At 64.4% G+C, this 23153-nt stretch carries 26 protein-coding genes and 1 pseudogene; 15 read left to right on the top strand and 12 right to left on the bottom strand.

The window, feature by feature from the left end:
- Positions 1 to 690 (top strand): RlmE family RNA methyltransferase, encoded by a 690-nt coding sequence (locus EDE08_RS25635; protein WP_131871464.1) that lies wholly within the window; start codon positions 1 to 3, stop codon positions 688 to 690.
- A 224-nt stretch (positions 691 to 914) separates the two neighbouring features.
- The gene (locus EDE08_RS25630; RefSeq protein ID WP_131871465.1) at positions 915 to 2717 is read left to right on the top strand and encodes a hypothetical protein; all 1803 of its coding nucleotides are present in this window, start codon (positions 915 to 917) and stop codon (positions 2715 to 2717) included.
- Positions 2718 to 2835: 118 nt separating this feature from the next.
- Here EDE08_RS25630 and EDE08_RS25625 read toward each other — a convergent pair whose 3' ends face one another.
- Positions 2836 to 4326 (bottom strand): DHA2 family efflux MFS transporter permease subunit, encoded by a 1491-nt coding sequence (locus tag EDE08_RS25625; RefSeq protein ID WP_131871466.1) that lies wholly within the window; start codon positions 4324 to 4326, stop codon positions 2836 to 2838.
- Positions 4327 to 4835: 509 nt separating this feature from the next.
- Here EDE08_RS25625 and guaB point away from each other — a divergent pair.
- The 3 genes from guaB (at position 4836) to EDE08_RS25605 (ending at position 8070) form a co-directional block, all read left to right on the top strand.
- A complete protein-coding gene (gene guaB / locus EDE08_RS25620; RefSeq protein ID WP_028178447.1) occupies positions 4836 to 6329 on the top strand; it encodes an IMP dehydrogenase in 1494 nt (497 codons plus the stop codon).
- Between the two features lie 270 nt (positions 6330 to 6599).
- Positions 6600 to 7622, top strand: coding sequence for an NADPH-dependent curcumin/dihydrocurcumin reductase (gene curA / locus EDE08_RS25610; RefSeq protein ID WP_131871467.1), 1023 nt, complete (start codon positions 6600 to 6602; stop codon positions 7620 to 7622).
- Positions 7623 to 7773: 151 nt separating this feature from the next.
- Complete coding sequence (locus EDE08_RS25605) at positions 7774 to 8070, top strand: hypothetical protein (RefSeq protein ID WP_131871468.1); 297 nt, start codon at positions 7774 to 7776, stop codon at positions 8068 to 8070.
- A 14-nt stretch (positions 8071 to 8084) separates the two neighbouring features.
- On the opposite strand, the gene EDE08_RS25600 is transcribed toward EDE08_RS25605, so the two are convergent.
- Both EDE08_RS25600 and EDE08_RS39685 read right to left on the bottom strand, forming a co-directional pair.
- Positions 8085 to 8927, bottom strand: coding sequence for a metallophosphoesterase family protein (locus EDE08_RS25600; RefSeq protein ID WP_131871469.1), 843 nt, complete (start codon positions 8925 to 8927; stop codon positions 8085 to 8087).
- A gap of 69 nt (positions 8928 to 8996) precedes the next feature.
- Positions 8997 to 9087 (bottom strand): annotated as a pseudogene (locus EDE08_RS39685) (acriflavin resistance protein); the annotation flags it as partial.
- Positions 9088 to 9209: 122 nt separating this feature from the next.
- Here EDE08_RS39685 and EDE08_RS25590 point away from each other — a divergent pair.
- Together EDE08_RS25590 and EDE08_RS25585 are read left to right on the top strand one after the other, a co-directional pair.
- Positions 9210 to 9632, top strand: a complete 423-nt coding sequence (locus tag EDE08_RS25590; protein WP_131871470.1) for an MAPEG family protein — start codon at positions 9210 to 9212, stop codon at positions 9630 to 9632.
- A 29-nt stretch (positions 9633 to 9661) separates the two neighbouring features.
- A complete protein-coding gene (locus EDE08_RS25585; protein WP_131871471.1) occupies positions 9662 to 10963 on the top strand; it encodes an RsmB/NOP family class I SAM-dependent RNA methyltransferase in 1302 nt (433 codons plus the stop codon).
- A 215-nt stretch (positions 10964 to 11178) separates the two neighbouring features.
- Here the strand turns inward: EDE08_RS25585 and EDE08_RS25580 are convergent, their stop codons facing one another.
- The 3 genes from EDE08_RS25580 to EDE08_RS25570 all read right to left on the bottom strand — a co-directional run bounded on the left by EDE08_RS25580 (position 11179) and on the right by EDE08_RS25570 (position 13307).
- Positions 11179 to 11388, bottom strand: a complete 210-nt coding sequence (locus EDE08_RS25580; RefSeq protein ID WP_015686739.1) for a cold-shock protein — start codon at positions 11386 to 11388, stop codon at positions 11179 to 11181.
- Between the two features lie 258 nt (positions 11389 to 11646).
- Complete coding sequence (locus EDE08_RS25575; RefSeq protein WP_131871472.1) at positions 11647 to 11979, bottom strand: DHCW motif cupin fold protein; 333 nt, start codon at positions 11977 to 11979, stop codon at positions 11647 to 11649.
- Positions 11980 to 12044: 65 nt separating this feature from the next.
- A complete protein-coding gene (locus EDE08_RS25570) occupies positions 12045 to 13307 on the bottom strand; it encodes an MFS transporter (protein WP_131871473.1) in 1263 nt (420 codons plus the stop codon).
- A 95-nt stretch (positions 13308 to 13402) separates the two neighbouring features.
- Between EDE08_RS25570 and EDE08_RS25565 the strand changes: the two genes are divergently transcribed.
- Positions 13403 to 13855 (top strand): winged helix-turn-helix transcriptional regulator, encoded by a 453-nt coding sequence (locus tag EDE08_RS25565; RefSeq protein WP_131871474.1) that lies wholly within the window; start codon positions 13403 to 13405, stop codon positions 13853 to 13855.
- Between the two features lie 18 nt (positions 13856 to 13873).
- Here EDE08_RS25565 and EDE08_RS25560 read toward each other — a convergent pair whose 3' ends face one another.
- Positions 13874 to 14245, bottom strand: a complete 372-nt coding sequence (locus EDE08_RS25560; protein WP_131871475.1) for a nuclear transport factor 2 family protein — start codon at positions 14243 to 14245, stop codon at positions 13874 to 13876.
- Between the two features lie 147 nt (positions 14246 to 14392).
- Here EDE08_RS25560 and guaA point away from each other — a divergent pair, with 147 nt between their 5' ends.
- Together guaA and EDE08_RS25550 are read left to right on the top strand one after the other, a co-directional pair.
- The gene (guaA, locus tag EDE08_RS25555; protein WP_131871619.1) at positions 14393 to 15991 is read left to right on the top strand and encodes a glutamine-hydrolyzing GMP synthase; all 1599 of its coding nucleotides are present in this window, start codon (positions 14393 to 14395) and stop codon (positions 15989 to 15991) included.
- A gap of 116 nt (positions 15992 to 16107) precedes the next feature.
- The gene (locus EDE08_RS25550) at positions 16108 to 16911 is read left to right on the top strand and encodes a DUF4253 domain-containing protein (RefSeq protein WP_245524886.1); all 804 of its coding nucleotides are present in this window, start codon (positions 16108 to 16110) and stop codon (positions 16909 to 16911) included.
- Between the two features lie 147 nt (positions 16912 to 17058).
- Here EDE08_RS25550 and EDE08_RS25545 read toward each other — a convergent pair whose 3' ends face one another.
- The 4 genes from EDE08_RS25545 to EDE08_RS25530 all read right to left on the bottom strand — a co-directional run bounded on the left by EDE08_RS25545 (position 17059) and on the right by EDE08_RS25530 (position 18555).
- On the bottom strand, positions 17059 to 17484 hold the full coding sequence (locus tag EDE08_RS25545; RefSeq protein ID WP_131871477.1) for a PIN domain-containing protein: 426 nt from the start codon (positions 17482 to 17484) through the stop codon (positions 17059 to 17061).
- Entirely contained in the window at positions 17481 to 17780 is a 300-nt protein-coding gene (locus EDE08_RS25540; RefSeq protein ID WP_131871478.1) for a hypothetical protein, read from the bottom strand. Before EDE08_RS25540 ends, EDE08_RS25545 begins: the two co-directional genes overlap by 4 nt.
- Positions 17781 to 17942: 162 nt before the next feature.
- Positions 17943 to 18134: a hypothetical protein gene (locus tag EDE08_RS25535; RefSeq protein ID WP_131871479.1), complete on the bottom strand. Its 192-nt coding sequence runs from the start codon at positions 18132 to 18134 to the stop codon at positions 17943 to 17945.
- 22 nt (positions 18135 to 18156) lie between these two features.
- Positions 18157 to 18555 (bottom strand): RidA family protein, encoded by a 399-nt coding sequence (locus EDE08_RS25530; RefSeq protein ID WP_131871480.1) that lies wholly within the window; start codon positions 18553 to 18555, stop codon positions 18157 to 18159.
- 158 nt (positions 18556 to 18713) lie between these two features.
- On the opposite strand from EDE08_RS25530, the gene EDE08_RS25525 reads away from it, so the two are divergent.
- From EDE08_RS25525 to EDE08_RS25505, 5 genes are all read left to right on the top strand, one after another.
- The gene (locus tag EDE08_RS25525) at positions 18714 to 19310 is read left to right on the top strand and encodes a TetR/AcrR family transcriptional regulator (RefSeq protein WP_131871481.1); all 597 of its coding nucleotides are present in this window, start codon (positions 18714 to 18716) and stop codon (positions 19308 to 19310) included.
- Positions 19311 to 19435: 125 nt separating this feature from the next.
- Positions 19436 to 20503, top strand: coding sequence for a linear amide C-N hydrolase (locus EDE08_RS25520; RefSeq protein WP_207913087.1), 1068 nt, complete (start codon positions 19436 to 19438; stop codon positions 20501 to 20503).
- A gap of 130 nt (positions 20504 to 20633) precedes the next feature.
- Positions 20634 to 21893 (top strand): serine hydrolase domain-containing protein, encoded by a 1260-nt coding sequence (locus EDE08_RS25515; protein ID WP_131871483.1) that lies wholly within the window; start codon positions 20634 to 20636, stop codon positions 21891 to 21893.
- Between the two features lie 70 nt (positions 21894 to 21963).
- Complete coding sequence (locus tag EDE08_RS25510) at positions 21964 to 22251, top strand: hypothetical protein (RefSeq protein WP_131871484.1); 288 nt, start codon at positions 21964 to 21966, stop codon at positions 22249 to 22251.
- A complete protein-coding gene (locus tag EDE08_RS25505; RefSeq protein WP_131871485.1) occupies positions 22248 to 22682 on the top strand; it encodes a PIN domain-containing protein in 435 nt (144 codons plus the stop codon). The genes EDE08_RS25510 and EDE08_RS25505 overlap by 4 nt, the downstream gene beginning before the upstream one ends.
- Before the next feature lie 68 nt (positions 22683 to 22750).
- Here EDE08_RS25505 and EDE08_RS25500 read toward each other — a convergent pair whose 3' ends face one another.
- Positions 22751 to 23101: a EutQ-related cupin domain-containing protein gene (locus EDE08_RS25500; protein WP_131871486.1), complete on the bottom strand. Its 351-nt coding sequence runs from the start codon at positions 23099 to 23101 to the stop codon at positions 22751 to 22753.
- Positions 23102 to 23153 lie beyond the last annotated feature (52 nt).

Below are 23153 nucleotides of genomic sequence, written 5' to 3'. Positions count from 1 at the left end.
ATGGCCAAGGACACCACCGGCCGCTTGCACGTCCAAGTCAAGACCAAGGTCAAGACCGGCGGCAAGCGCAAATTGTCGTCCAAGCTCTGGTTGGAGCGGCAGCTCAACGATCCCTATGTCGCGAAGGCCAAGGCGGCGGGTTATCGCTCGCGCGCGGCGTTCAAGCTTTTGGAGATCGACGACAAGTATCGGCTGTTGAAACCCGGCATGGCCGTGGTCGACCTCGGCGCCGCGCCCGGCGGCTGGAGCCAGATCGCTGCCAAGCGCGTCGGCTCGACGGAAGGCAAGGGCAAGGTCGTCGCCATCGATCTCTTGGAGATGCCGGAGATTCCCGGCGTCGACTTCGCGCAGCTCGATTTCATGGACAACGACGCGCCCGAGAAGCTCACGACAATGCTCGGTGGCGGCGCCGATGTCGTGATGTCCGACATGGCGGCCAACACCACGGGCCACCGCAAGACCGACCAACTCCGCATCGTCGGCCTGGTCGAGACCGCGGCCGCCTTTGCCTGCGACGTGCTCAAGCCCGGCGGCACGTTCCTCGCCAAGACATTCCAGAGCGGCGCCGACGCCGATCTGCTGGCCCAGCTCAAGCGCGATTTCGCGACGGTGCGCCACGTGAAACCGGCCGCGAGCCGGCAGGACTCCTCGGAACGCTACGTGCTGGCGACGGGGTTTCGCGGCCGATAGGCAGGGTCGTGCTGGGCAGGCCCAGCTGCGCTCATGACATCTTAACATAACGTTCACATCACGACCATCTAAGGTGTGTTTGATGGGCGTATCGCAATCCAAGCGGGTTAGTCATGCGCTGTCTGCCGGAACTTCGGCGCCTTGTTCGTGGGCGCCATCTTCTCTCTGCCTCGGGTCTGTTTCTGACGTCTCTTTTCCCCACCCTGGCGTCCCCGACGACCGCGTTGGCCGATGCGTCGATCGTGGTGAACACGCTGGCACCCTTCAACGAAGGTATCAGCGGCAACGACGATCTCGGCGACCTCAAGCGGCTTTACCAGGGTGCGAACAGTCCGTCCGAGCAGGCGCTCGAGCAGTTCAACCAGATCATCGCGGACACCGGCCTGAAGCGGGCGCGGCTGCTGCAGAGCGACGTCTATTGCGATCTCGATGAGAGCGGTACGGTGTTCGGATACATTGACAGCAGCAGCGTGTTTCACGCCGGTGACTGCTATCCGCTGCGCTGGCATCTCGACTGGGCGTTGAGTCACGGGCTGACGCCGCACGTTGCGGTCGCCTCGTTCATGCCGGCGAGCATGGTGAGTTACGGGGAGGGCGAGAGCTGGGCTTCTCAGAGCCCCGCGGTATTGGCGCGCTACGAGAACTACATGAAAGCGCTCATCCGCTACGTCGCTACGACTTCCTTCGACGGCGGCGCCACGAATGTCATCTTCGAGGTCAGCAACGAACTCGACATCGCCGATTCCGAGCCGGAAAACTTCAATCCTAATGCGCCAGATCCGTCGCTCTTCAGCTTGAAGCCGCTGGGACCGTGGGGCCGCTGGCTGTGGTGGCCAAAACGGAGCAGGTATGTCCTGGACCAGTGGCCGCCGTATCAGGCGCATCTTCTGTCCAACGCCGAAGACGTGACGATGGCGTATCCCTACCGCGCCGACGTTCGCCGGCTCAGCCGACAGGTGTTGCCTGTGCAGAAGGTCGTTTCGGATGCCATCAACGCTGTGCGCCAGGATTTCGCCGATCACGGCCTCTATAGTGGAAAGACGCTCGAGCTCGCGGGGCCGGCTTTCGCCGGGCTAAGCTTTACCGCATATCACCTTGATACGCCTCCGAGCCCGACGATGGAGGAGCAGTTCCTGGATCAGACGTTCAACCCGCTGGCCGTTCACTACGGCTCCCAATTCAACGCGAAGCTGGATCGCTTCTCGTTCCACTTTTACGGTTCGACCGGCGGCGCGGCCGGCTTTGCCGAATTTGACCGCATTGTCGACACGGTCAACGCCAAGCTGCAGTCCCTGAAGCAGAACAATGCGGCGATGCCGGACGTCAAGCTGTTCATCTCGGAGTGGGGACCTACGTTCGACGAGACCACCGACATCAACGTCTCGCACAAGGGCGCCGCCTGGGCGGCCGCGTTCCTGCGCGAGGCCTTGAGAAAGAAGATCTCCCTCGGCTCCTACCTGATCATCAGTGACGGGCAGGGAGGCGGGGGAGCCTTTTACGGTCAGGCAAGCCTGCTCCACAAGCATGACAATGGAAAAGACGCCAACGGACAGGATCTGCCGGCGACCTACTATCCAAAACCCGTGGCCAATTTGTTTGCGATGTACAACAAGATGTCCGGCCAGCGCCGGCAGGCGACATTGAGTCCGGGCGGATCAGGATCCAATCTCGGCACGTTCGCGACATGGGACGCCGCTAGCTCGATTGCGAACATCATGGTCTATAACTACGACCCGTCCAGCGTGTTCGGCAGCACTACTTCGACCGAGACCGCGGAGGGGATTTCGCTCGAGGTCGACAACTTGCCGTTCAGCGACAATTCGGTGGTGACGATCGAGCGTTACACGATCGATGAAACTTCGAGCAATCTGTCGGCCTTCTTCTCCAATCCGACTCACCCCAGCCCCAACCTTCAGAGATCTTTGCTGCAGCGAACGATCAACAACGGGAAGCTCGTCCTGACCGGGGACCAACTCAAGCTGGGCGTCCTGCTGTACCGCGTTCTGCCGCCGGGCGTCACACCCTGACGCCCGCTCGCAGCTCACATCGGGAAAGACTTCGTATTGCGGCTCCGCCGAGCGAACCCGCTGTCCCGGGCGCGACTGCACCACGGTTGCCATGTCGAGCTCACCGCGAGAAGCCGCTTCAGTTCAGCCGCTGATCCCGCGCATCCTGCGTGTTCTCGCTTGCCGCCTTGACCGCAGCCTTCTCCGCGCCCTTGCCCGCGCCCTTGCGGCTGGCGATCTCCACGGCCTTGCGACCGGAGATCTCGTGGCCGGCGTCGGCGGGCATCTGCCAGAAGAACCAGCTCGACGCGGCCGAGGTCAGCGCGACCACGACGAAAGCCGGCGCGAACACCGTGGCGTTGAGCTCGCTGACATGGTGGAACCACATCGTCGTCTCGACCGAGGCCGCGCCGACGGCGACGCCGGCGGAGACCGCGAGCTGCTGGTTGACGCTGACGAGGGTGGTGGCACGGCTCATCTGCGCGGTCTCGACCTCGGCATAGGCGACCGTGTTGATCGCGGTGAACTCCAGCGAGCGGAAGAAGCCGCCGACCACCAGGATGACCATGATGATCAGCAGCGGCGTCGACACCGTGAACAGTGCGCAGATCCCGAGGAAGAACGCGCTGACGATCGCGTTCACCGTCATCAGATTGCGGAAGCCGAAGGTGCGGATGATGCGCGCGGCCAGCGTCTTCATGCCCATCGCGCCGAGCGAGGAGGCGAAGGTGACGAGGCCGGAATGGAACGGCGTCAGCCCGAAGCCGATCTGCATCAAGAGCGGCAGCAGGAACGGCAGCGCGCCGATGCCGAGGCGGAACAGGAAGCCGCCGAACACGGCCGCGCGCAGCGTCGGCAGCTTCAGAAGCGAGAAATCCAGCACCGGCGATCCCGTGCGCCGGGCATGGATGACGTAGAGCGTCATCGAGATCGCACCGCCCGCGATCAGCGCGGCAACGGTGCTCCACGGCAGCAGATTGAGGCCGGCAACCGACAGGCCGAAGGCGATGCCTGCGAGTCCGATGCCTGCGAGCACCATGCCGTAGAGATCGAACGGCTCGCGTTCCTCGCTCTTGATCGGATCGATGAAGCGCAAGGCCATGAAGATGCCGAGCAGCCCGATCGGGATGTTGATCAGGAAGATCCAGTGCCAGGACGCGTAGGTGGTGATGAAGCCGCCGAGCGGCGGGCCGATCACGGGGCCTATGAGGGCAGGGACCGTCACCCAGGCCATGGCATTGACCAGCGCGCTCTTGTCGACCGAGCGCAGCAGGACGAGGCGTCCGACCGGCGTCATCATCGCGCCGCCCATGCCTTGCAGGATGCGTGCGAAGACGAAGTCGGTGACCGAGGTCGAGAGCGCGCAGCCGACCGAGCCGACCATGAACACACCGACCGCGATCGCGAACACCATGCGTGCGCCGAAGCGGTCGGCGGTCCAGCCGCTCGCCGGAATGAACACCGCCAGCGACAGCAGATAGGAAGTGATCGCGAGCTTCAGCGTCAGCGGGCTGGTGCCGATGTCGGCCGCGATCGCCGGCAGCGAGGTGGCGATCACCGTCGAGTCCATGTTCTCCATGAAGAGAGCAGTGGCCACGATCAGCGGGATGACGCGTTGCTTGTCGACCATGACGGATTGGTAATGAAATCGGAAGGAAGGGCGAAGCTGCGGCTTATCATTGCCACCGGGCGGAGACCATTGTGGATCGGCGCATGGCACCTAAGTCCCGCGTAACAACGGTGTGACCCTGCGTCTCCGTCATTTCGGGGCGTCGCTTCTCGCTCCGCCGTCATTCCGGGGCGCTCCCGTGGCGCGAGCTATGGTGCGCAATTGCGCACCTGAGAATCCATCGGACCGCAAGGTCCGCTGCGAGATGGATTCCGGGTTCGCGACTTCGTCGCGCCCCGGAATCACGGCGGAGGGGGCGGCGTACCGACCCCACCCAGCTGAATCGGCCAAAAAACCCTTGTGCATGGCTGGCCGGCGGCCCGAATTGCTTTGATTCGTCACGCGGCCGTGCTATCGACCCGCGTCAACCCCACCGATGGGCTCCGATTCTCCGGCGATGCCGCAAGGTACGCCGAGGGCGGCGCTCATCCATTAGCATTTGCGGCAGGGCCGCAGGAAGGAGTTGGCAGATGGCCACGGTGCAACTTCAAGGCATCCGCGAAGCCCTTACGTTCGACGACGTGCTGTTGAAGCCGGGCCTGTCCGACGTCATGCCGGGCGAGGTCGACATCCGTTCCCGCGTCACCCGCGCCATTCCGCTCAATATTCCGATCATGGCCTCCGCGATGGACACGGTCACCGAGGCCCGCATGGCGATCGCGATGGCGCAGGCCGGCGGCCTCGGCGTCATCCACCGCAATTTCGATCCCGAAGGGCAGGCCGCCCAGGTGCGGCAGGTCAAGCGCTACGAGTCCGGCATGGTGGTGAACCCGCTCACCATCAGCCCCGAGGCCACGCTCGACGACGCGCTGAAGCTGATGAGCGATCACGGCATCTCCGGCATTCCCGTCGTCACCGGCGCGGGCAAGTCCACGCCCGGCAAGCTGGTCGGCATTCTCACCAACCGTGACGTGCGGTTTGCGACCAATCGCCAGCAAAAAATCTCCGAGCTGATGACGCACGAAAACCTCGTCACGGTCCGTGAGAATGTCAGCCAGGACGAGGCGCGGCGGATGCTGCACCAGCACCGCATCGAGAAGCTGCTCGTCGTCGACGAGCAATATCGCTGCGTCGGCCTCATCACCGTGAAGGACATGGAGAAGGCGGTCGCCCATCCGCTCGCCTGCAAGGATGCGCAAGGGCGCCTGCGCGTCGCCGCGGCCACCACCGTCGGCGATACCGGCTTCGAGCGCACCGAGCGCCTGATCGATGCCGGCGTCGACCTCGTCGTCGTCGACACCGCGCATGGCCATTCCCGTCACGTGCTGCACGCGGTGAACCGCATCAAGCGTCTGTCCAACTCGGTGCAGGTCGTCGCCGGCAACGTCGCCACCACCGAAGGCGCGCAGGCGCTGATCGACGCGGGCGCGGATTGCATCAAGGTCGGCATCGGCCCGGGCTCGATCTGCACCACCCGCATCGTCGCCGGCGTCGGCGTGCCCCAACTCACCGCGATCATGGATGCGGTGGAAGCGGCGAAGAAGTCCGACATCCCGGTCATCGCCGACGGCGGCATCAAATACTCCGGCGACCTTGCGAAGGCGCTTGCCGCCGGTGCCGACATCGCCATGGTGGGCTCGCTGCTCGCGGGCACCGACGAGACGCCCGGCGAAGTGTTCTTGTGGCAGGGTCGTTCCTACAAGGCCTATCGCGGCATGGGCTCGGTCGGCGCGATGGCGCGCGGATCGGCCGACCGCTATTTCCAGCAGGACATCAAGGACACGCTCAAGCTCGTGCCCGAAGGCATCGAGGGCCAGGTGCCCTACAAGGGTGCGGTCGGCCACGTCATGCACCAGCTTGCGGGCGGCCTGCGCGCTGCGATGGGCTATGTCGGCGCACGCGACATGAAGGAGCTGCACGAGAAGGCCCAGTTCGTCCGCATCACCGGCGCGGGCTTGCGCGAAAGCCACGTCCACGACGTGACGATCACGCGCGAGAGCCCGAACTATCCGGGCGGGGGTTAGTCCTGCATCTCACCTTTGACGCCGCGCTCGTGCCCCGGACGCAGCGCAGCGCTTCTTCAGCGGTGCGCTGCAGAGCCGGGGCCCATCGCGAGGCTTGGTCGCGTTTCGCGATCTGGGTCCCGGCTCTGCGCAGCAGCGCAAGAGCGCTGCAGCGCGTCCGGGACACGAGAGATGCGCGTGACGAAACGCCATCAGACTCTACCGCTTTTGTGTTGACGTGCCTCGCTGCCTCCGCTTCCGTCGACGCCGAAACACAATCCGGAGGAAGTCATGTCCCAAGGCAAACGCATCGTTCTCGCCGCGCGTCCCGTCGGCGAACCCAAGCCGTCTGATTTTCGCCTGGAGGAATTTGCCGTTCCGACGCCCGGACCGAGCGAAGTCCTGTTGCGCATGATCTGGCTGTCGCTCGATCCCTATATGCGCGGGCGCATGAGCGAGGGGCCGTCCTACGCTGCACCGGTGCCGATCGGCGGGGTGATGGAAGGCGAGGCGGTCAGCGAGGTCGCGGCCTCCAACAATCCCGACTTCGCGGCCGGCGACATCGTGCGCATCCGCTCCGGCTGGCAGACGCATGCGATCTCGAACGGCAAGGGCCTGATCAAGGTCGATCCCAAGCTCGGGCCGATCTCGACCTCGATCGGCGTGCTCGGCATGCCCGGCATGACGGCCTACACGGGCCTGCTCGACATCGGCAAGCCGCAACCCGGCGAGACCGTCGTCGTTGCCGGTGCTTCCGGCGCGGTCGGCTCGGCCGTCGGCCAGATCGCCAGGATCAAGGGCGCACGCGCGGTCGGCATCGCCGGCGGCAAGGACAAGTGCGACTACGTGGTCAAGGAGCTCGGCTTCGACGCCTGTATCGATCACCGCGATCCCGATCTCGCCGCCAGGCTCAAGGAGGCCTGCCCGAAGGGGATCGACGTCTATTTCGAGAATGTCGGCGGCGCCGTGTTCGAAGCTGTGTTCCCGCTGCTCAATCCGTTCGCGCGCGTGCCGGTCTGCGGCCTGATCGCCCATTACAACGACACCGAGGCCAAGCCGCCGAAATGGGCCGGCGCGATGATGCGCAACATCCTCACCAAGCGGCTGACCTTCCGCGGCTTCATCGTTTCCGACTTCGCCGCACGCCATGGCGACTTCCTGCGGGACATGTCCGCCTGGGTTCGCGACGGCAAGGTCAAGTACAAGGAATTCGTCACCGAGGGCCTGGAGAGTGCGCCGGGCGCCTTCATGGGCCTCCTGAAGGGCGCCAATTTCGGCAAGCAGCTGGTGCGGGTCGGGCCGGACAAGGCCTGAGCCGCCGCTTCCGGCCCCCCGCAGCGGCCGGAATGGTTAAGAAAGAGTTGCCGATCAGCCACACCTGCTCGCAAAAGCCGCAGGTGTGAACGCCGGACGATTGACGGGCCGACGAAGGCATTGAATCATCGCGCATATTTCAGGTGTTGCGATGTTAGAGATTGGTATTTTCTGCGTCATTGTGCTGGCCGCCGCCTATTGGGCGACGATGTTCGTCATGGGCCGTCGCGACGACGTCATCCATGGCAAGTTCGTCCACGTCGACGAGGAGGGCGATTTCACGCAGGCCACGATGCCGGTGCCGCCGCCATTCCCGAAGCGTCCGGTCAAGGTTGCGCAAGCTGCCGGGCATCCGCCCGCCAGTGATCCGGCGGCCAAGCCAGTGAACAGCGAAGCGCTGCAATCCCTGCTCGCCGCGATCCAGCAGGATCTCAAGAGCGTCGCCTGAGAACCGGTCGCGAGCTAATGCTCGCCGCCCATCTGGACGAGCAGCTCCTCGATGTCGACGTCCACCTGGCCCGCCGCGCGGACGTGACGAACCTCGAGACTGTCGGGCTGGAAGCGGTATTCGACGAGCCCGACTTCCTTGATCGCGATCCGGTCCTGGCGGGAATCGTTGATGACGAAACCGGCAGACGGCGCCCAGACGTGGCGGGTGCGGCGCCAGGTGAAGTCGCGGCGCTGGTGCACATGACCGCTGGCGATGAGACGCAGGTCGATAGTCCCGAACATCTCGATCAGCCGCGCCCGCGCCGGCTGCGGCACATAGCGGATCGAGGTCTCCGGCGTCTCGGGGTCGTCGGGCAGGTTGAGAAACAGCGGCTTGTGCAGGAACAGCGCGACCGGCCCGCCATTCGTGCGCGATAGCTCGGAGGCGAGCCAGTCGAACTGCTCGGCCTCGAAGCCGAGCCCCGAATTCATCACCAGCGAGTTGAGGCCGATGAAGCGCCAGCCCGCGGCCTCGAACGACCAATGGTCTTCGCCGATGATGTCGCAAAATTGCCGGCGGTGAGCCGCGCTGACGGGCGGCTTCGGCGCCGGCCCGATCGCGGTCGGATTGTCGCCGATGTCGTGATTGCCGGGCAGGTAGCGGCATGCGACGGGCAGGGCGTCGTGCAGGCCCTTCGCGAATTCGGCGTCGTCGCGGCCGGCCGGCCCGTCGAACGAGACGTCACCGGTGTTGACGACGAGATCGGGCCTGTCGGCGTCGATGTGCTCGCTGACGCGGTGGAAGTTGGCGATCAGGCCGGGAAAGCGCCGGCCGAGATGGGTGTCGGAAATCTGGGTCAGGCGAAATTCGGGCATGCGATCATCCTACCCGTCGTCGCGCGTCGGAACGATGACGGCGCAGGCATGGATCGCAACGAACAAAGTTTAAAGCACGCGGTAGCGGATCGTGTAGCCGTCCTGCGGGGCAACCGGGCCGGCGAGCGGCGAGGCGATCGGCGAGGTGCCAGCGGCCGAAATCGCCTTAGCTGTCGATGATTGGTCGCAAGGCCGGGAACGCCGGTTCAAGTCGTTCATTGTCAGCGGCAGAAGTCGCGTCTAATGACGGTCGGCGGCATTTCGCCTCTCGGGAAAGTTCCGATGTCCGTTCAAATGGTTTTGCTGCCGGTCTTCGTGCAGGTCGCTCTCACCTTCGCGCTTCTGATCGGCATGGTCGTCGCGCGCCGCAAGACCCTGGTCTCCGGCGAAACCAGGATACGCGACATCGCGCTGGGCGAGCCGAACTGGCCGAAGGGCGCCACACAAATCGCCAATTGCTACCGCAACCAGTTCGAGCTGCCGGTGCTGTTCTACGTCCTGATCGCGCTGGCGTTGCCCTTGCGCCGCGCCGATCTCTTCATCGTGTTGATGTCCTGGGTGTTCGTCGTGGCGCGCTTTGCCCATGCCGGGATCTTCGTGTCCTCGAACGATATGGGCCGGCGCTCCACCGTCTGGCTTGCCGGCGTGCTGGTGCTGCTGGCGATGTGGATCTACTTCGCGCTGAAGCTCTTGCTGCTGATCTAGGCGCTTGCGCGCCGCTTGAAAGAATTCAAATGACCCCCGCTGCCCGGCTGTCCGCAGCCATCGAACTGATCGACACCATCGAGCGGGACCGCGTGCCCGCGGCCAAGGCGCTGAAGGAGTGGGGCACCGCGCACCGCTTCGCCGGCTCGGGCGACCGCGCCGCGATCGCCGGTCTCGTCTGGGACGTGCTGCGCCGCTACGCCTCGAGCGCGTTCCTGATGGATTCCGATACCGCGCGGGCGCGGCTGATCGGCATGCTCCGCCTCGAGCGCAATATGGACACGGCCACCATGGCCGCGATGTTCGACGGCAGCCGGTTTGCGCCGGCGCCGCTGACCGAGGCCGAGCAGGCCGCGCTCGCCTCGCGCTCCCTGAAGGACGCGCCTGCCGCCGTGGCCGGCGACTATCCCGAATGGCTGGATCCGCACCTTGCCAAAGTGTTCGGCGACGACCGTGCTGCGGAAGCCGCCGCGATGGCGAGCCGGGCGCCGCTCGACTTGCGCGTCAACACGCTAAAATCCAATCGCGACAAGGTGCTGAAGGCGCTTTCTCATCTTCATGCGAAACCGACGCCGTGGTCGGCAACGGGTCTGCGCATCGAGCTCTCGGCCGACGCGCGCAACCCGGGCGTCCAGGCGGAAGAGGATTTCATCAAGGGCGCAATTGAAGTGCAGGATGAAGGGTCGCAGCTTGCGGCCCAGCTTACCGCGGCAAAGCCGGGCGAGCAGGTGATCGATCTCTGCGCCGGCGCCGGCGGCAAGACGCTTGCGCTCGCCGCCCTGATGCAGGGCAAGGGCCGCCTGATCGCGACCGACCGCGACAAGCGCCAGCTCGCGCCGATCCATGAGCGGTTGTCGCGCGCCGGCGTCCACAATGCCGACGTTCGCACGCCCAAGGGCGAGACCAATCCGCTAGCGGACATTCGCGCCTCGGCCGACCTCGTGGTGATCGACGCCCCCTGCACGGGAACCGGCACCTGGCGCCGCAACCCCGATGCCAAATGGCGCATGCGCCCGGGCGCGCTGGAGATCCGCCTGCGCGACCAGGCCGAGGTGCTCGCGCGCTCGGTGCCGCTGGTGAAGCCGGGTGGCCGCATCGCCTACATCACCTGCTCGGTGCTGGCGGAGGAGAACGGCGAGCAGGTGAGGGCATTCGTCGCGCGCCATCCCGAGTTCGGCGTGGTGCCGCCCGAGCAGACCGCGAGCGTGCTCTGGGACAAGGCGGAAGCTTTTGGCGAGGCCGCGCTGCAGTCGGGCGAGGGCTGGCTGATGACGCCGCGACGGACCGGAACGGACGGGTTTTTTGTGTCAGTGCTGCGGAAGGCGGGCTGACCGCACCCCGCCGTCATTCCGGGGCTCGCGAAGCGAGAACCCGGAATCCATGGAGCCGCAGAGAATCGCCGTGCCATGGATTCCGGGTTCGCCCTCCGGGCGCCCCGGAATGACAGGGGGCCAAAACAAAAGCCCCGCGGACCGGATCCCGGTCGCGGGGCTTTCTTGTTCTGGCGTTCTGCCGGTACGTCCGTGGTCAGAACGTTGCGCGGGCGTTAGCCGACGCGGAGATTGTCAGCCGAGGACTTGCCGCTGCGGCGGTCGGCGACGATGTCGAACGAGACCTTCTGGCCCTCGTTGAGGGTGGAGAGGCCGGCGCGCTCGACCGCACTGATGTGCACGAACACGTCCTTCTGGCCGTCGTCCGGCTGGATGAAACCATAACCCTTTTGGGTGTTGAACCACTTCACGGTGCCCATAGCCATGGGAATTTCCTTTGTTAGAGAGGGTACGCACGCGGACCGGTACGCGTCGCTGCGCCCTTGATCCTGTTCAGTCGATTTTTGGAGAAGTCATCTGAAGCGTGCGCGCCCGTCTGTAACGAAGCGAAGCGGCCCAGTCGTTCGGCCAAGTATCGATGATCACAATATAGCGAGAATTTGGGGCCACTTCAAGGCACCACCCGTGGCTCGGCATGTCGCGCCTCTTTGCTATTTTGCGGTGCAAATAAACCGCTCGGCGGGTCAGTCCACGATGAAAAGCGTGGCGCCGATGGCCGTCGAGGACCGGTGTGCGGCGTCGCCGAAATCCGAGACCTGGTAGCTCATGCCTGCGGTCAGCTTGAATTTTCGCCCGTCGCGCAGCTCGGAATCGAGCTCGCCCTGCAGCACGTAGAGCACGTGGCCGCGATCGCACCAATGATCGGCGAGATAGCCCGGCGAATATTCCACCACCCGCACCCGAAGATCGCCGATATTGAGCGTGCGCCACTTGGCCTCACCGCTCTCGCCGGGATGCGTGGTCGCCTCGATCCGGCTCCAGTCGGTGACGGTAAAAGGGGAGGTGGGGAGTTTCATGGAAGGATCCTGCCTTGATGCGGTGCATCGCTTGTTAGCCGATGCCGATTTCCGGGTCGTGCATTTTACCTGGGCGGCGAGGGCGTCAGCGCACAGCCGGCCGCCTCCTGCATCCTGCTCGCATGGATGACCCAGACCAGCAGAGCGGCGGCGCTGATGCCGGAACCCAGCATGCAAACGCCGCTCCACCCCATCATCGCGTACACCATGGTCGCCGCGATTCCACCAGCCGCGCTGCCGATCGAGTAGAACACCATGTAGCCGCCGACCAGCCTGCTCGCTGCGTCGGGACGGGCGGCGACGATCAGGCTCTGGCTGGTCACATGCACGGCCTGCAGCCCGAGATCCAGCATGATCACGCCTGCGACGACGAACCAGAGCGAGACATGCAGGCAGGCGATCGCGCCCCAGGCGGCGAGCATCAGCATCAGCGACAGTCCGGTGGTGCGTTGGGCCCATCCGAGGTCGGCGAGACGGCCGGCATTGCGCGCGCCGAGTGCTCCGGCGAAGCCGGCGACCCCGAGCAGTCCAATCGTCGTGTGCGACAGCAGGAAAGGGGGCGCCGAAAGCGGCAGTACGATCGACGTCCAGAACACGTTGAGATCGGCAAAGATCAGGAACGCAAACAGGGCGCGCTGGCGCAGGATCGGCTCCTCGACGAACAGCGCCGCCGTCGAGCGCAACAGCGACAGATACGAGGAGCCGGCCATGGCCGCGTGCGGACCGCGGGGCAGGACGCGCAACAGCAGGACGGCGGTGGCGAGCATGAGGCCGGCCGAAACTAGGTAGACCGTGCGCCAGCCGCCGATATCGGCCAACGCGCCCGAGGCGAAACGCGCGAGCAGGATTCCCCCGACGACGCCGCTGGTCACTGTCCCGATGGCGCGGCCCCGGCCGTCCGGTGTTGCGAGCGTTGCGGCAAAGGCGACCAGGATTTGCACGACGACGGCAAGCACGCCGACCAGAGTCAGTCCCGCGAGCAGGACCGCGGTGTGCGATGCGGTGCCGACGACCACGAGACCGATCGCCGACAGTGCAATCTGGCCGGCGATCAGTCGCCGGCGATCCCAGAGGTCGCCGAGCGGCACGATCAGGATCAGGCCGAACGCGTAGCCGATCTGTGTGAAGGTCACGACCATGCCGATCGCTGCGGGAGCGATGCCGAGGTCCTGGGCCATCGCGTCGAGCAGTGGCTGGGCGAAGTAGATGTTGGCGACGCTGAGGCCGCAAGCCAGCGCGAGCAGCAGCGCCATCGCGGAAGAAAGCCCGTGCCCGGCCGGCCCGGCATTAGTTCTGGGGTTGCCCCTGGCGAGGTTGCCGCTGGTCATTCGTCATCTCCGGTACGGTTCTTCTGGTCTTATAATAGGACCGGTTGCGTCCGGCGCTGTCCAGTCTTATCTTAGAACCAGATGGGAGCGGGAGCATGAAGCGGACAGGTTTCTCCGGGGCCGACTGCCCGGTGGCGCGCGCGCTCGATGCAATCGGAGATTGGTGGTCGCTCCTGATCGTGCGCGATGCCTTCGACGGGCTGCGCCGGTTCGGCGATTTCCAGAAGAACCTCGGCATTGCCAAGGGCATGCTCAGCACGCGCCTGCGCAAGCTGGTCGAGCTCGACGTGCTCGAACTGGTTCCGGCTTCCGACGGCAGCGCGTATCAGGAATACGCACTGACAAGGCGGGGACGCGACTTGTTTCCTGTCATCGTCGGTTTGCGCCAATGGGGCGAGGCGCATCTCTATGCGCGCGGCGAGGCGCATTCCGACCTCGTAGACCAGGCAGGCCAGCCGGTTGGGCAACTCGTGCTGCCGTCGCGAACCGGCCGGCCGCTGACGTGGTCCGACACGAAGGTGCGAAAGGTCGGCGCGCGCAAGCGCTGATGGCGCGGCGCAGGCGGATCAACGGGCCAAATAATTCGCCGAGCCCTGCACGATCAGCCCGGCGTCGTTCACCCGCAGATACTCGCAGATCTTCTTCCCCCGCTCGTTCTCGTAGAACACCACCACGCTGTCCGGACTGACGAACAGATCGATCAGAGAAAAGTGCAGCTCCGGCAGCAGCCCCAGCGCCTTGCCCCAATAGGCGCGCAAGCTGTCCTTGCCGCGCACGGTGCCGCTGGCGTCGAACCCCATCGCGGGGATGCGGTCCGAGGTCATCACGGCCGCCTCGTCATAGAGCGCCAGCACGCGCTCGAGATCGCCAGTATTCCAGGCTTCGACCCAGGTCCGGCCGAGCGCGGCAAGCGTTGATGGCTGATGATGCTGTGACATGGCGTTCTCCCTGAGCGACCCTTTTCAGAGTGGGTCGATAATAGGTCAATATTACTGACCTATAGGCCTTTGTCCATGCCCAAAGAAGCATGTGGGCGCGCAGCGAGCGCGGTTGCGGCGCGCCCGCTGCCGGCGTATCTGCTGGCCATGACAGCAGCACAGAACGACCGCTCCGCGTCGACGCCCTCAGTGGCCTCGGCGCACGACAAGATTCTCATCGTCGACTTCGGCAGCCAGGTGACGCAGCTGATCGCGCGCCGCGTGCGCGAGGACGGCGTCTATTGCGAGATCGTGCCGTTCAACAAGGCCGAAGAGGCCTTCAAGGAGATGAAGCCGAAGGCGGTGATCCTCTCCGGCGGCCCCGAGTCGGTGCACGAGGCCGGCTCGCCCCGCGCGCCACAATTGATCTTCGCATCCGGCGTGCCCGTGATGGGCATCTGCTACGGCCAGATGACGATGGCCGCGCAGCTCGGCGGCGAGGTCGAGGGCGGCCATCACCGCGAATTCGGCCGCGCCGACGTCGAGGTCAAGGCCGAGAGCAAGCTGTTCGAGGACGTCTGGTCGTCAGGGAGCAAGAACCAGGTCTGGATGAGCCATGGCGACCGCATCACCAGGATGCCGCCGGGCTTCTCCGTCGCCGGCACCTCGCCGAACGCGCCGTTTGCGATCATCCAGGATGAGACGCGCAAATATTATGGGCTGATGTTCCACCCCGAAGTGGTGCACACGCCCGACGGCGCTAAGCTCATCCGCAACTTCGTGCGCAAGATCGCCGGCCTGTCCGGCGACTGGACCATGCGCGCCTTCCGCGAGGAGGAGATCGCCAAGATCCGCGCGCAGGTCGGCAAGGGCAGGGTGATCTGCGGCCTGTCCGGCGGCGTCGATTCCGCCGTGGCGGCCGTGCTGATTCATGAGGCCATCGGCGACCAGCTCACCTGCGTCTTCGTCGATCACGGCTTGATGCGCCTCAACGAGGCCGAGCAGGTCGTCGACCTGTTCCGCCACCACTACAACATCCCGCTCGTGCACGTGGACGCGTCCAGGCAATTCCTCGGCGAGTTAGAGGGCGTCACCGACCCCGAACAGAAGCGCAAGACCATCGGCCGCCTCTTCATCGAGGTGTTCGAAGCCGAGGCGAAGAAGATCGGCGGCGCCGATTTCCTCGCGCAAGGCACGCTCTATCCCGACGTGATCGAGAGCGTCTCCTTCACCGGCGGACCTTCCGTCACCATCAAGTCGCACCACAATGTCGGCGGCCTGCCCGAGCGCATGAACATGAAGCTCGTCGAGCCCCTGCGCGAGCTGTTCAAGGACGAGGTCCGCAAGCTCGGCCGTGAGCTCGGCCTGCCCGAAATCTTCGTCGGCCGCCACCCGTTCCCGGGCCCGGGCCTTGCCATCCGTTGCCCCGGCGAGATCACCCGCGACAAGCTCGACATCCTGCGCAAGGCCGACGCCGTCTACATCGACCAGATCCGCAAGCACGGCCTCTACGACGAGATCTGGCAGGCCTTCGCCGTGCTGCTGCCAGTGAAGACGGTCGGCGTCATGGGCGACGGCCGCACCTACGACTACGTCGTCGGCCTGCGCGCCGTCACCTCGACCGACGGCATGACCGCGGACTTCTACCAGTTCGACATGAAGTTTCTGGGCGAGACCGCGACGCGGATCATCAACGAGGTGAAGGGCGTGAACCGGGTGGTCTATGATGTGACCAGCAAGCCGCCTGGGACGATTGAGTGGGAGTAGGCTGGCCGTTCAAGATTATGCTTGTCACAACGGAAGCCATTTAGATGCAGCGACGAGAACTGCTGAGATGGCTTCTTGCCGGAGCGTTAGGCGCGGGAACACGAGGAGCAAGCGCGATGACGCCGGATGAGTACAAGAGAAAGGCTCTGGAGAGCTTTCCGCTCAGACTGATTGAGACGACTGGCGATCAAGCGCTAGCGAAATGGGAAGAGCTGAAATCAGCCGGTGCAGGATGTCCGGTCGTTCTTGGAGCCGATGACAGCAGGGGCTCTTTCGGCAATCTGCTGACGCCGTTCGGTCCAAACGGACCGCTTGTCGCGTCGCCTCCCTCCGTCGAGGAAATACTGCGGAGGGCAGCTGAAATTCGCCTTCCTGAAGATGTCGTAAAGCGCAAGCAGGCCGATCGCGAAGAAGCGATCAAGCAACTTCGGAAATTGTCGGCGAACAATCCAAATCGATCGCTCGACGCGACGATTGCAGCGATGGAACGTGCGCAACCCGAACCCCAGATTGGGGAATGGCCCATTGCAACTGGTCCAGGCATCGGGCTTTCGGTTGCGCGAGACCTGAAAGGAGAACCGTTTCCAAAGGTCTACATTGGTGTTGCTCCGACTGACGATTGGACCACCATTCCTGCGCATCTCCGCTGGGGTGGCTGGAACGGTTGTCCGACGGCGGAGTATCACGTTGCCGCGCTGAGGAGCTGGCGTGAGCGTTACGGTGTAGAGCTCATCGGCATCAACTCCGACACGCTCAATTTGCGTGTCTCGATCAAACCGAAGACCCGCGAAGAAGCACTCGCACTTGCGCGCGAACATTACACTTATTGCCCCGACATCGTCGATCAAGGCACAGGGAGTTTGAGCTCGCTCGCCGCCGAACTGATGGCGAACGATTGGTGGTTTTTCTGGTGGGATTGAAGCCCGCGAACGGGTGGGGGATCTCAGTCACGCCCTCTTAGAACGCGACGATAAATCCGCAGAATGGGTAGAGCACTTTAAGGCTCCCGCGCTTCAAAACCAGATTGAGGTTGGCACTTCGCTCCACCAGCTAAGGCCAAATCCCGCTCATCCGCGTACCGGATTGAAGACCTTGATTCCGGCAAAATCCTTTTCGTTATCGGTCACCACCACGCAGTCGTTTGCGGCGGCGGTGGCCGCGATGATCGTGTCGAGCGCTCTGCGTGGTTTGCCCGCCGTTTTGCCTTCGGCCATCAGTCGCGCCCAGACCACTCCCGCCTTATCGTCAAAAGACAGGATGCGGCCCGCAAAAAGCGCCTGCGGTCCTTCAGGCCCCGAGAACCAATTGTCGAGGATATCGCGCTTCTTGCCGCGCGGTTTCTCCAAAATGCCGCGGCGGATTTCTGCAACGGTCAAGGAGGCGATGAACAGATCCTCGTCGCGCTGCATCGACAGCCATGACATCAGCGAGTCCGACGGTCGCGGCTTGACGACGTTGCTAATGATGTTGGTGTCGAGGAGATAGCGCGTCACAGGTCGACCTTGCGGCCCTTTTCGCGGGGGCGAGACAGGTCGAGATCGGCTCCGACGAGCGGGGAGCGACGCAATGCGGCAAGGATGCCGCCGGGTTTCGGCGGCTGGCCCCCGACCGATTTGCTCACGGTGGCGCGAAGCTCCAAGGCCTCTGGCGTATCCTCCGAGAGTCGTTTGGCGAGCGAACGGATCAAATCGCGGTCGGCATTCCGGCCAAGCACTTCGAAACGCGCCAAGCCGCGCTTACTGAGGCGTGACCGATAGTTCTGGATGGCGCGCTTCTGTGAGTTTCCCATGCGGTCCTCGGCTATTTCCAGTAATATAGCCGGAAATCCGGAGTCTACAACGGCAGCGTGCCGGCGTGCCGATCGCGATCGGTGCGCAGCACCGCGGCACAAACGCGAGACGTCCCGGACGGTGTCGCATGATACGAAATCCGGAGACTTGTTCCGGAGCAGCTACACTTGTGAATGTCTGGCGCGATGCGGGCCGGCATCGATGCTGCCGACAAACGCACGCGCGGCTGCGTGGATAGAGCAGCGATATGGGCGCGGAGGGTGCGGCGTGTCGTTGAGCAGTTCGATCAGCGCGCCGCTGGCGAGATCGACCGCGACATGGGAGCGAGGCGCCTGCGCCAGCCCGAAGTTCATCGGACCGCTTCGACAGCAACGCCTATGCCGCTTGGGGAATGCGAGCGATCACCTTGATCTCGAAGTCGAAGCCGGCAAGCCAGTTCACACCGATCGCCGTCCAGTTGGGATAGGGCGGCGCGCTGAAAATCTGGTTCTTGACGGCCATGATGGTCTCGAACTGGTTTTCGGGATCGGTGTGAAACGTCGTCACATCGACGATATCGGCGAAGGAGCAGCCGGCGGCTTCCAGCGTTGCCTTGAGGTTGTCGAAGGCCAATCGGACCTGACGTCCGAAATCAGGTTCGGGGCTCCCATCGGAACGGCTGCCGACCTGCCCGGAGACAAAGAGAAGGTCGCCGGATCGGATCGCGGCCGAATAGCCATGGGCCTCGTAGAGTGCATGCCTGTTGGCGGGAAAGACCGCTTCTCGCTGTGCCATCTCATGATTCCTTTCATCGCCGCCGGCGCGCAAGGAGCGGACGCGAGCTTCCAAGATTCGCGCGGTCGCGCCGTTTGACATACGGTGCGTATGTGAGATACGGACATACGTGGCGTATGTCAACTCATATACGCTGCGTATGTGAGTGTGGGACGACGATGACGGCGAAGCGGCGCATCGAAAAGATGGAGGAGAACCACGCAAAGCTGATCGCGGCGGCGCGAAAGGCCTTTGCCGAAAAGGGCTACTCTGCCGCCTCCATGGATGAGTTGACCGCCGATGTCGGTCTGACGCGAGGGGCCCTCTACCACAACTTCGGGGACAAGCGTGGGCTTCTGGCTGCGGTGGTTCACCAGATCGACGCTGAGATGGCTTCGCGTGCGCAGGAGATTGGCGGCCAGGCGGGAGACGACTGGGAGGGGCTGCTGGCCGAGGGGGCGGCCTATATCGAGATGGCGCTCGATCCCGAGGTCCAGCGCATTGTTCTGCTCGACGGGCCGGCGGTCCTCGGAGATCCATCGCAATGGCCGAGCCAGAACAGTTGCCTGCAGGCGACCAAGGCGACCGTGGAGCGCCTGATCGCACAGGGAGTTCTGAAGCCGGTGGACACCGAGGCCGCAGCGCGGCTTCTCAACGGCGCCGCGCTCAACGCTGCCCTCTGGATTGCGGCCAGCAAAGATCCCAAAGAGGTTCTCCCGAAAGCTGTCGAGGCCTTCCGTTGCCTGGCTTCGGGGCTGCTTGCAAAACCGGTGTGACCTCAGTCGCCGGGGACAAGCCTACTGGCCCGTGCACCTCGCAGTTTGACTTACCTCATGATGACGATCATCGAAGCCGGTAGCGTGCTCCTGTCGGTTCAAGAGCTATCGCGAGTTCGATGACAATGAAGAGTCCGGCCCTATCGCGCATTTTCCTGGCGAGCATGGCGGCTATGATCGCCGTTGCACCATCGCTCTCGCTCGCCTGTACGCGGCTGGTTTATCTCGGCGCCAACAGCCAGGTCGTCACGGCGCGGTCGATGGACTGGCGGTTTGAGATGCCGACCAATCTCTGGATCTTCCCGAGAGGCATGGCGCGCAGCGGAGAGGGCGGACCGAACTCGCTGAAATGGAAATCCAAGTTCGGTAGCGTTGTTGCCTCCGCTTACGAGGTTTCGACGTCGGACGGGATCAACGAGGCAGGACTCGTCGCCAACGTCCTCTGGCTCACCGAATCCGAATACCCGAAGCTGGATTCCGCCAAACGCGGCCTGTCCATTGCCGCCTGGGCCCAATACGTGCTCGACAATTTCGCCACCGTCCGGGATGCGGTTGCGGTCCTCGAGACCGATCCTTTCACGATCGTCACCGACAACGTGCCCGGACAGAAATTGCTCACCACGCTTCACCTGTCGCTTTCGGATGCCACGGGTGACAGCGCGATCATCGAATACATCAATGGCCGGCCGGTCATCCATCACGACCGCAAGTATCAGGTGATGACGAATTCCCCGATCTTCGAACAGCAACTGGCGCTGAACGAGTATTGGAAGGAGATCGGCGGCACGGTGATGCTGCCGGGCACGAACCGTGCCGCAGACCGGTTCGCGCGTGCGTCCTTCTACGTCGACGCGATTCCGAAAGATGAAGATCCCGACCGCGCCGTCGCCAGCGTCTTCAGCGTGATCCGCAACGTGTCCGTGCCGTTCGGCATTTCAACGCCGGACCAGCCGAACATTTCCTCGACGCGGTGGCGCACCGTCGCGGACCATCAGCGCAGGCTGTACTTCTTCGAATCCGTGCTGACCCCGAACATATTCTGGGTGGATCTCAAGGCGATCGATTTCTCACCTGAAAAGGGAAAAGTGAAGAAGCTCGATCTGGGGTCCCAACAGTCGCGCATCTTCTCCGGCGATGCGACCGCGAAATTCGAGGCGGCTGAGCCATTCAAGTTCCTGGGCCCGTCCATGTGAGCACAACCCGCTGCGAAGCGTCGCAGCGGGGCCAAGAGGACCGCGCGTAGCGCCCCGGCGCAAACGTCGGATGTCCGTCACGTTCTCCCGTGATACGTGATCCGTATGGTCCCCTCCGGAGCTCGCCTTCATGTCCGTCGCTACTGCTGCCAGCCAGTCATCCGCCACTGCCACTGCCACCGACCCCGAAACCCTCGGCTGGATGCGCGGCTTCCCGCCGGCGCCCGACCGCACCATCACCTTCCAGGATGGCTCGTTCCGCAATTTCCCCGAACTGCGCTGGGCCTGGAGCAACATCCGCCAGCTGGTGCCGACGGTGAACGTCTGGCGCGGGGCAGGGCCCGCATCGGTGCTGCCGCGGGAGGATCACGACATCGGCGCGGTGGCTTCGACCACGATGGACGGCCGGCCCATGACCTTCGCAAAGATGCTGGAGGAGACTTATGCCGACGGCATCGCCGTGCTGCATCGGGGCAGGCTGATCTATGAGCGCTATTTCGGCGCGTTGCAGCCGCACAAGCCGCATATCGGGATGTCGGTGACGAAGTCGTTCACCGGCGTGCTCGCCGGCATTCTGGTCGCCGAGGGCAAGATCGATCCGCAGGCACAGGTCGCGGACTACGTGCCGGAGCTGAAGGCAAGCGCGTTCGGCGACGCGCGCGTGCACGAGGTCATGGATATGACCACGGGGCTTGCCTACACCGAGGTCTACACCGACAAGAACTCGGACGTGTGGGGCCTGCGGCGCGCCAACGGCATGGCGCCGATTCCGCCTGACTATGATGGCCCGACCACCATCTTCGATTTCCTCATCGCGCAGAAGAAGCAGGGTGAGCACGGCAAGGCCTTCGCCTACAAGACCGTCAACACCGACGTGCTGGCCTGGATCATCCGGCGCGCCAGCGGCATGACGCTGTCCGACCTGCTCTCCGAGCGCATCTGGCAGCCGATGGGTGCGGAGGAGGATGCGTATTATCACGTCGACCGGATCGGCACCGAGAGCGGCGGCGGCGGTCTCTCCACCACGCTGCGCGATCTCGCCCGCTTCGGCGAGACCATGCGCAATCACGGGCGCTTCAACGGCCGCCAGATCGTGCCGTCACAGGTGGTCGAGGACATCGCGCGCGGTGGCGACCCCGAGAAATTCAAGCCGGCCGGCTACACCACGTTGCCGGGCGCGTCGTACCGCAACCAATGGTGGGTCACGCACAACGCCCACGGCGCCTACATGGCGCGCGGCGTCTATGGCCAGGGCATCTACATCGATCCCAGGGCCGAGATGGTGATCGCCCGCTACGCCTCGCACCCAATGGCGGGCAACGCCGCCAACGACCCCGTGACGCTGCCGGCCTACATGGCGCTGGCGAAGGCACTGATGGCGGGCGGGTAGGGCGCGCAGGAGGTGCCAGACCGGCGCGATCGCCTTGCAAGCTGTTACATATGGGTGTATGTAAGGAGCTATGAGCCACATCAGCATTCGCGATCTGCAGAAGATCTCCGGCGAGGCGATTGGCGCCTTGCCCGGTCCGACGCCTGTAAAATCGGGAGAGCGCACCGTCGGGCTGCTCATCCCTCTCAGGGCAACCGATCCGGATCGGCTTGCTGCGGTGCTGGCGCGGGCCGAGAAGCTCGCGAAGCGGCGCGACGTGGCCGCGGACGACGCCGCGCTGGCTGAATTCGGCGACGTCGATCCGGTCGATTGGTCGGTCTCGGCCGTGAAGGCTCTGACGGCCAAGTCGAAGGCATGAGACGGCCGCCGGCCACGATTGTCATCGATCCCGCCATTTTGATTGCCGCCGTGCGGGGCCGAAGCTCGGGCGCGCTCTCGAGGGCTGCTGCAGGCGCGATCCTCGTGACGACGGACCGCGTGGTCCAGGAAGCGCGGCGGCGCATCACGCTGGGATTGAAGCGACCTGAGCTGATCGAGGTGCTCGACGCGCTCGTGGAGTTGCTCACGATCGTTCCAGTGGCCGCGCTGGAGCCTCTGCTCGCCCGATGCGAAGAGACGCTTCGTGACGCGGTGCCGAGTCGCAACGGTTCTGAGCGCGACGCCCATGTGCTGGCACTGGCCTGGAGCGTCGAGGCTGACGTGTGGACGACAGATCGCGACTTTGCCGGCACGGGCGTTGCAACGTGGTCGACGCCGAACCTGATGCGTGCGTTCGCAGGCACCGACTAGGCAGGCGGAGCACGGGAAGGCGCAACCACCAGTTCCGCGTCAGGATGGGGCGCGGGCGGGCCCGCGCCTCACTCGCGCGCCTCCTGCCAATGCGGATGGGTGACGTAGGCCGTGAGAGCGCCTTGCTCATGCGAGCGGATCGTGACCATCTCACCTTTCGGCATGTAGACGATCTCGCCGGGACCCGCGCTGACGGTGTCGCCGTCGCTCGTGACCGAGAGCTTCCCCGCGAGCACGATCATGACATCGTCGACGCTCATCGTCTCCTCGAGAGTCTGGTTCGGTGCGTAACGCGCGAAGCCGATCGTGATCGGTCCGCCGTGACGTTGGTCGACCAGGTTGCCGACGAAGATATCGCCGTCCTGTCCCGGCGAGCGCTCGAGCGAAGCATCGGAGATGGCGAATTTGCGAACTTTCATGAATTCATTCCGTCTTGTGCGCGCTGGTGGGGTGGGCACCGATAGACGCCTG

The sequence above is a fragment of the Bradyrhizobium sp. R2.2-H genome, assembly GCF_004346455.1.
GTDB classification, from domain to species: domain Bacteria; phylum Pseudomonadota; class Alphaproteobacteria; order Rhizobiales; family Xanthobacteraceae; genus Bradyrhizobium; species Bradyrhizobium diversitatis.
The sequence above is the reverse complement of the archived record's forward strand: the minus strand, read 5'-3'. Positions and strand labels throughout refer to the sequence as shown.

Excerpts from the sequence above, each read along its gene's own strand:
- EDE08_RS25540 (WP_131871478.1), bottom strand. The coding sequence starts at position 17,780 with ATGGGAAACTCACAGAAGCGCGCCATCCAGAACTATCGGTCACGCCTC.
- EDE08_RS25605 (WP_131871468.1), top strand. The coding sequence starts at position 7,774 with ATGTTAGAGATTGGTATTTTCTGCGTCATTGTGCTGGCCGCCGCCTAT.
- EDE08_RS25570 (WP_131871473.1), bottom strand. The coding sequence starts at position 13,307 with ATGACCAGCGGCAACCTCGCCAGGGGCAACCCCAGAACTAATGCCGGG.
- EDE08_RS25550 (WP_245524886.1), top strand. The coding sequence starts at position 16,108 with ATGACGCCGGATGAGTACAAGAGAAAGGCTCTGGAGAGCTTTCCGCTC.
- EDE08_RS25560 (WP_131871475.1), bottom strand. The coding sequence starts at position 14,245 with ATGTCACAGCATCATCAGCCATCAACGCTTGCCGCGCTCGGCCGGACC.
- EDE08_RS25525 (WP_131871481.1), top strand. The coding sequence starts at position 18,714 with ATGACGGCGAAGCGGCGCATCGAAAAGATGGAGGAGAACCACGCAAAG.
- EDE08_RS25600 (WP_131871469.1), bottom strand. The coding sequence starts at position 8,927 with ATGCCCGAATTTCGCCTGACCCAGATTTCCGACACCCATCTCGGCCGG.
- EDE08_RS25505 (WP_131871485.1), top strand. The coding sequence starts at position 22,248 with ATGAGACGGCCGCCGGCCACGATTGTCATCGATCCCGCCATTTTGATT.
- EDE08_RS25510 (WP_131871484.1), top strand. The coding sequence starts at position 21,964 with ATGAGCCACATCAGCATTCGCGATCTGCAGAAGATCTCCGGCGAGGCG.
- EDE08_RS25535 (WP_131871479.1), bottom strand. The coding sequence starts at position 18,134 with ATGAACTTCGGGCTGGCGCAGGCGCCTCGCTCCCATGTCGCGGTCGAT.
- EDE08_RS25590 (WP_131871470.1), top strand. The coding sequence starts at position 9,210 with ATGTCCGTTCAAATGGTTTTGCTGCCGGTCTTCGTGCAGGTCGCTCTC.
- EDE08_RS25530 (WP_131871480.1), bottom strand. The coding sequence starts at position 18,555 with ATGGCACAGCGAGAAGCGGTCTTTCCCGCCAACAGGCATGCACTCTAC.
- EDE08_RS25625 (WP_131871466.1), bottom strand. The coding sequence starts at position 4,326 with ATGGTCGACAAGCAACGCGTCATCCCGCTGATCGTGGCCACTGCTCTC.
- guaA (WP_131871619.1), top strand. The coding sequence starts at position 14,393 with ATGACAGCAGCACAGAACGACCGCTCCGCGTCGACGCCCTCAGTGGCC.
- EDE08_RS25585 (WP_131871471.1), top strand. The coding sequence starts at position 9,662 with ATGACCCCCGCTGCCCGGCTGTCCGCAGCCATCGAACTGATCGACACC.
- EDE08_RS25580 (WP_015686739.1), bottom strand. The coding sequence starts at position 11,388 with ATGGCTATGGGCACCGTGAAGTGGTTCAACACCCAAAAGGGTTATGGT.
- EDE08_RS25635 (WP_131871464.1), top strand. The coding sequence starts at position 1 with ATGGCCAAGGACACCACCGGCCGCTTGCACGTCCAAGTCAAGACCAAG.
- curA (WP_131871467.1), top strand. The coding sequence starts at position 6,600 with ATGTCCCAAGGCAAACGCATCGTTCTCGCCGCGCGTCCCGTCGGCGAA.
- guaB (WP_028178447.1), top strand. The coding sequence starts at position 4,836 with ATGGCCACGGTGCAACTTCAAGGCATCCGCGAAGCCCTTACGTTCGAC.
- EDE08_RS25520 (WP_207913087.1), top strand. The coding sequence starts at position 19,436 with ATGAAGAGTCCGGCCCTATCGCGCATTTTCCTGGCGAGCATGGCGGCT.
- EDE08_RS25575 (WP_131871472.1), bottom strand. The coding sequence starts at position 11,979 with ATGAAACTCCCCACCTCCCCTTTTACCGTCACCGACTGGAGCCGGATC.
- EDE08_RS25515 (WP_131871483.1), top strand. The coding sequence starts at position 20,634 with ATGTCCGTCGCTACTGCTGCCAGCCAGTCATCCGCCACTGCCACTGCC.
- EDE08_RS25500 (WP_131871486.1), bottom strand. The coding sequence starts at position 23,101 with ATGAAAGTTCGCAAATTCGCCATCTCCGATGCTTCGCTCGAGCGCTCG.
- EDE08_RS25565 (WP_131871474.1), top strand. The coding sequence starts at position 13,403 with ATGAAGCGGACAGGTTTCTCCGGGGCCGACTGCCCGGTGGCGCGCGCG.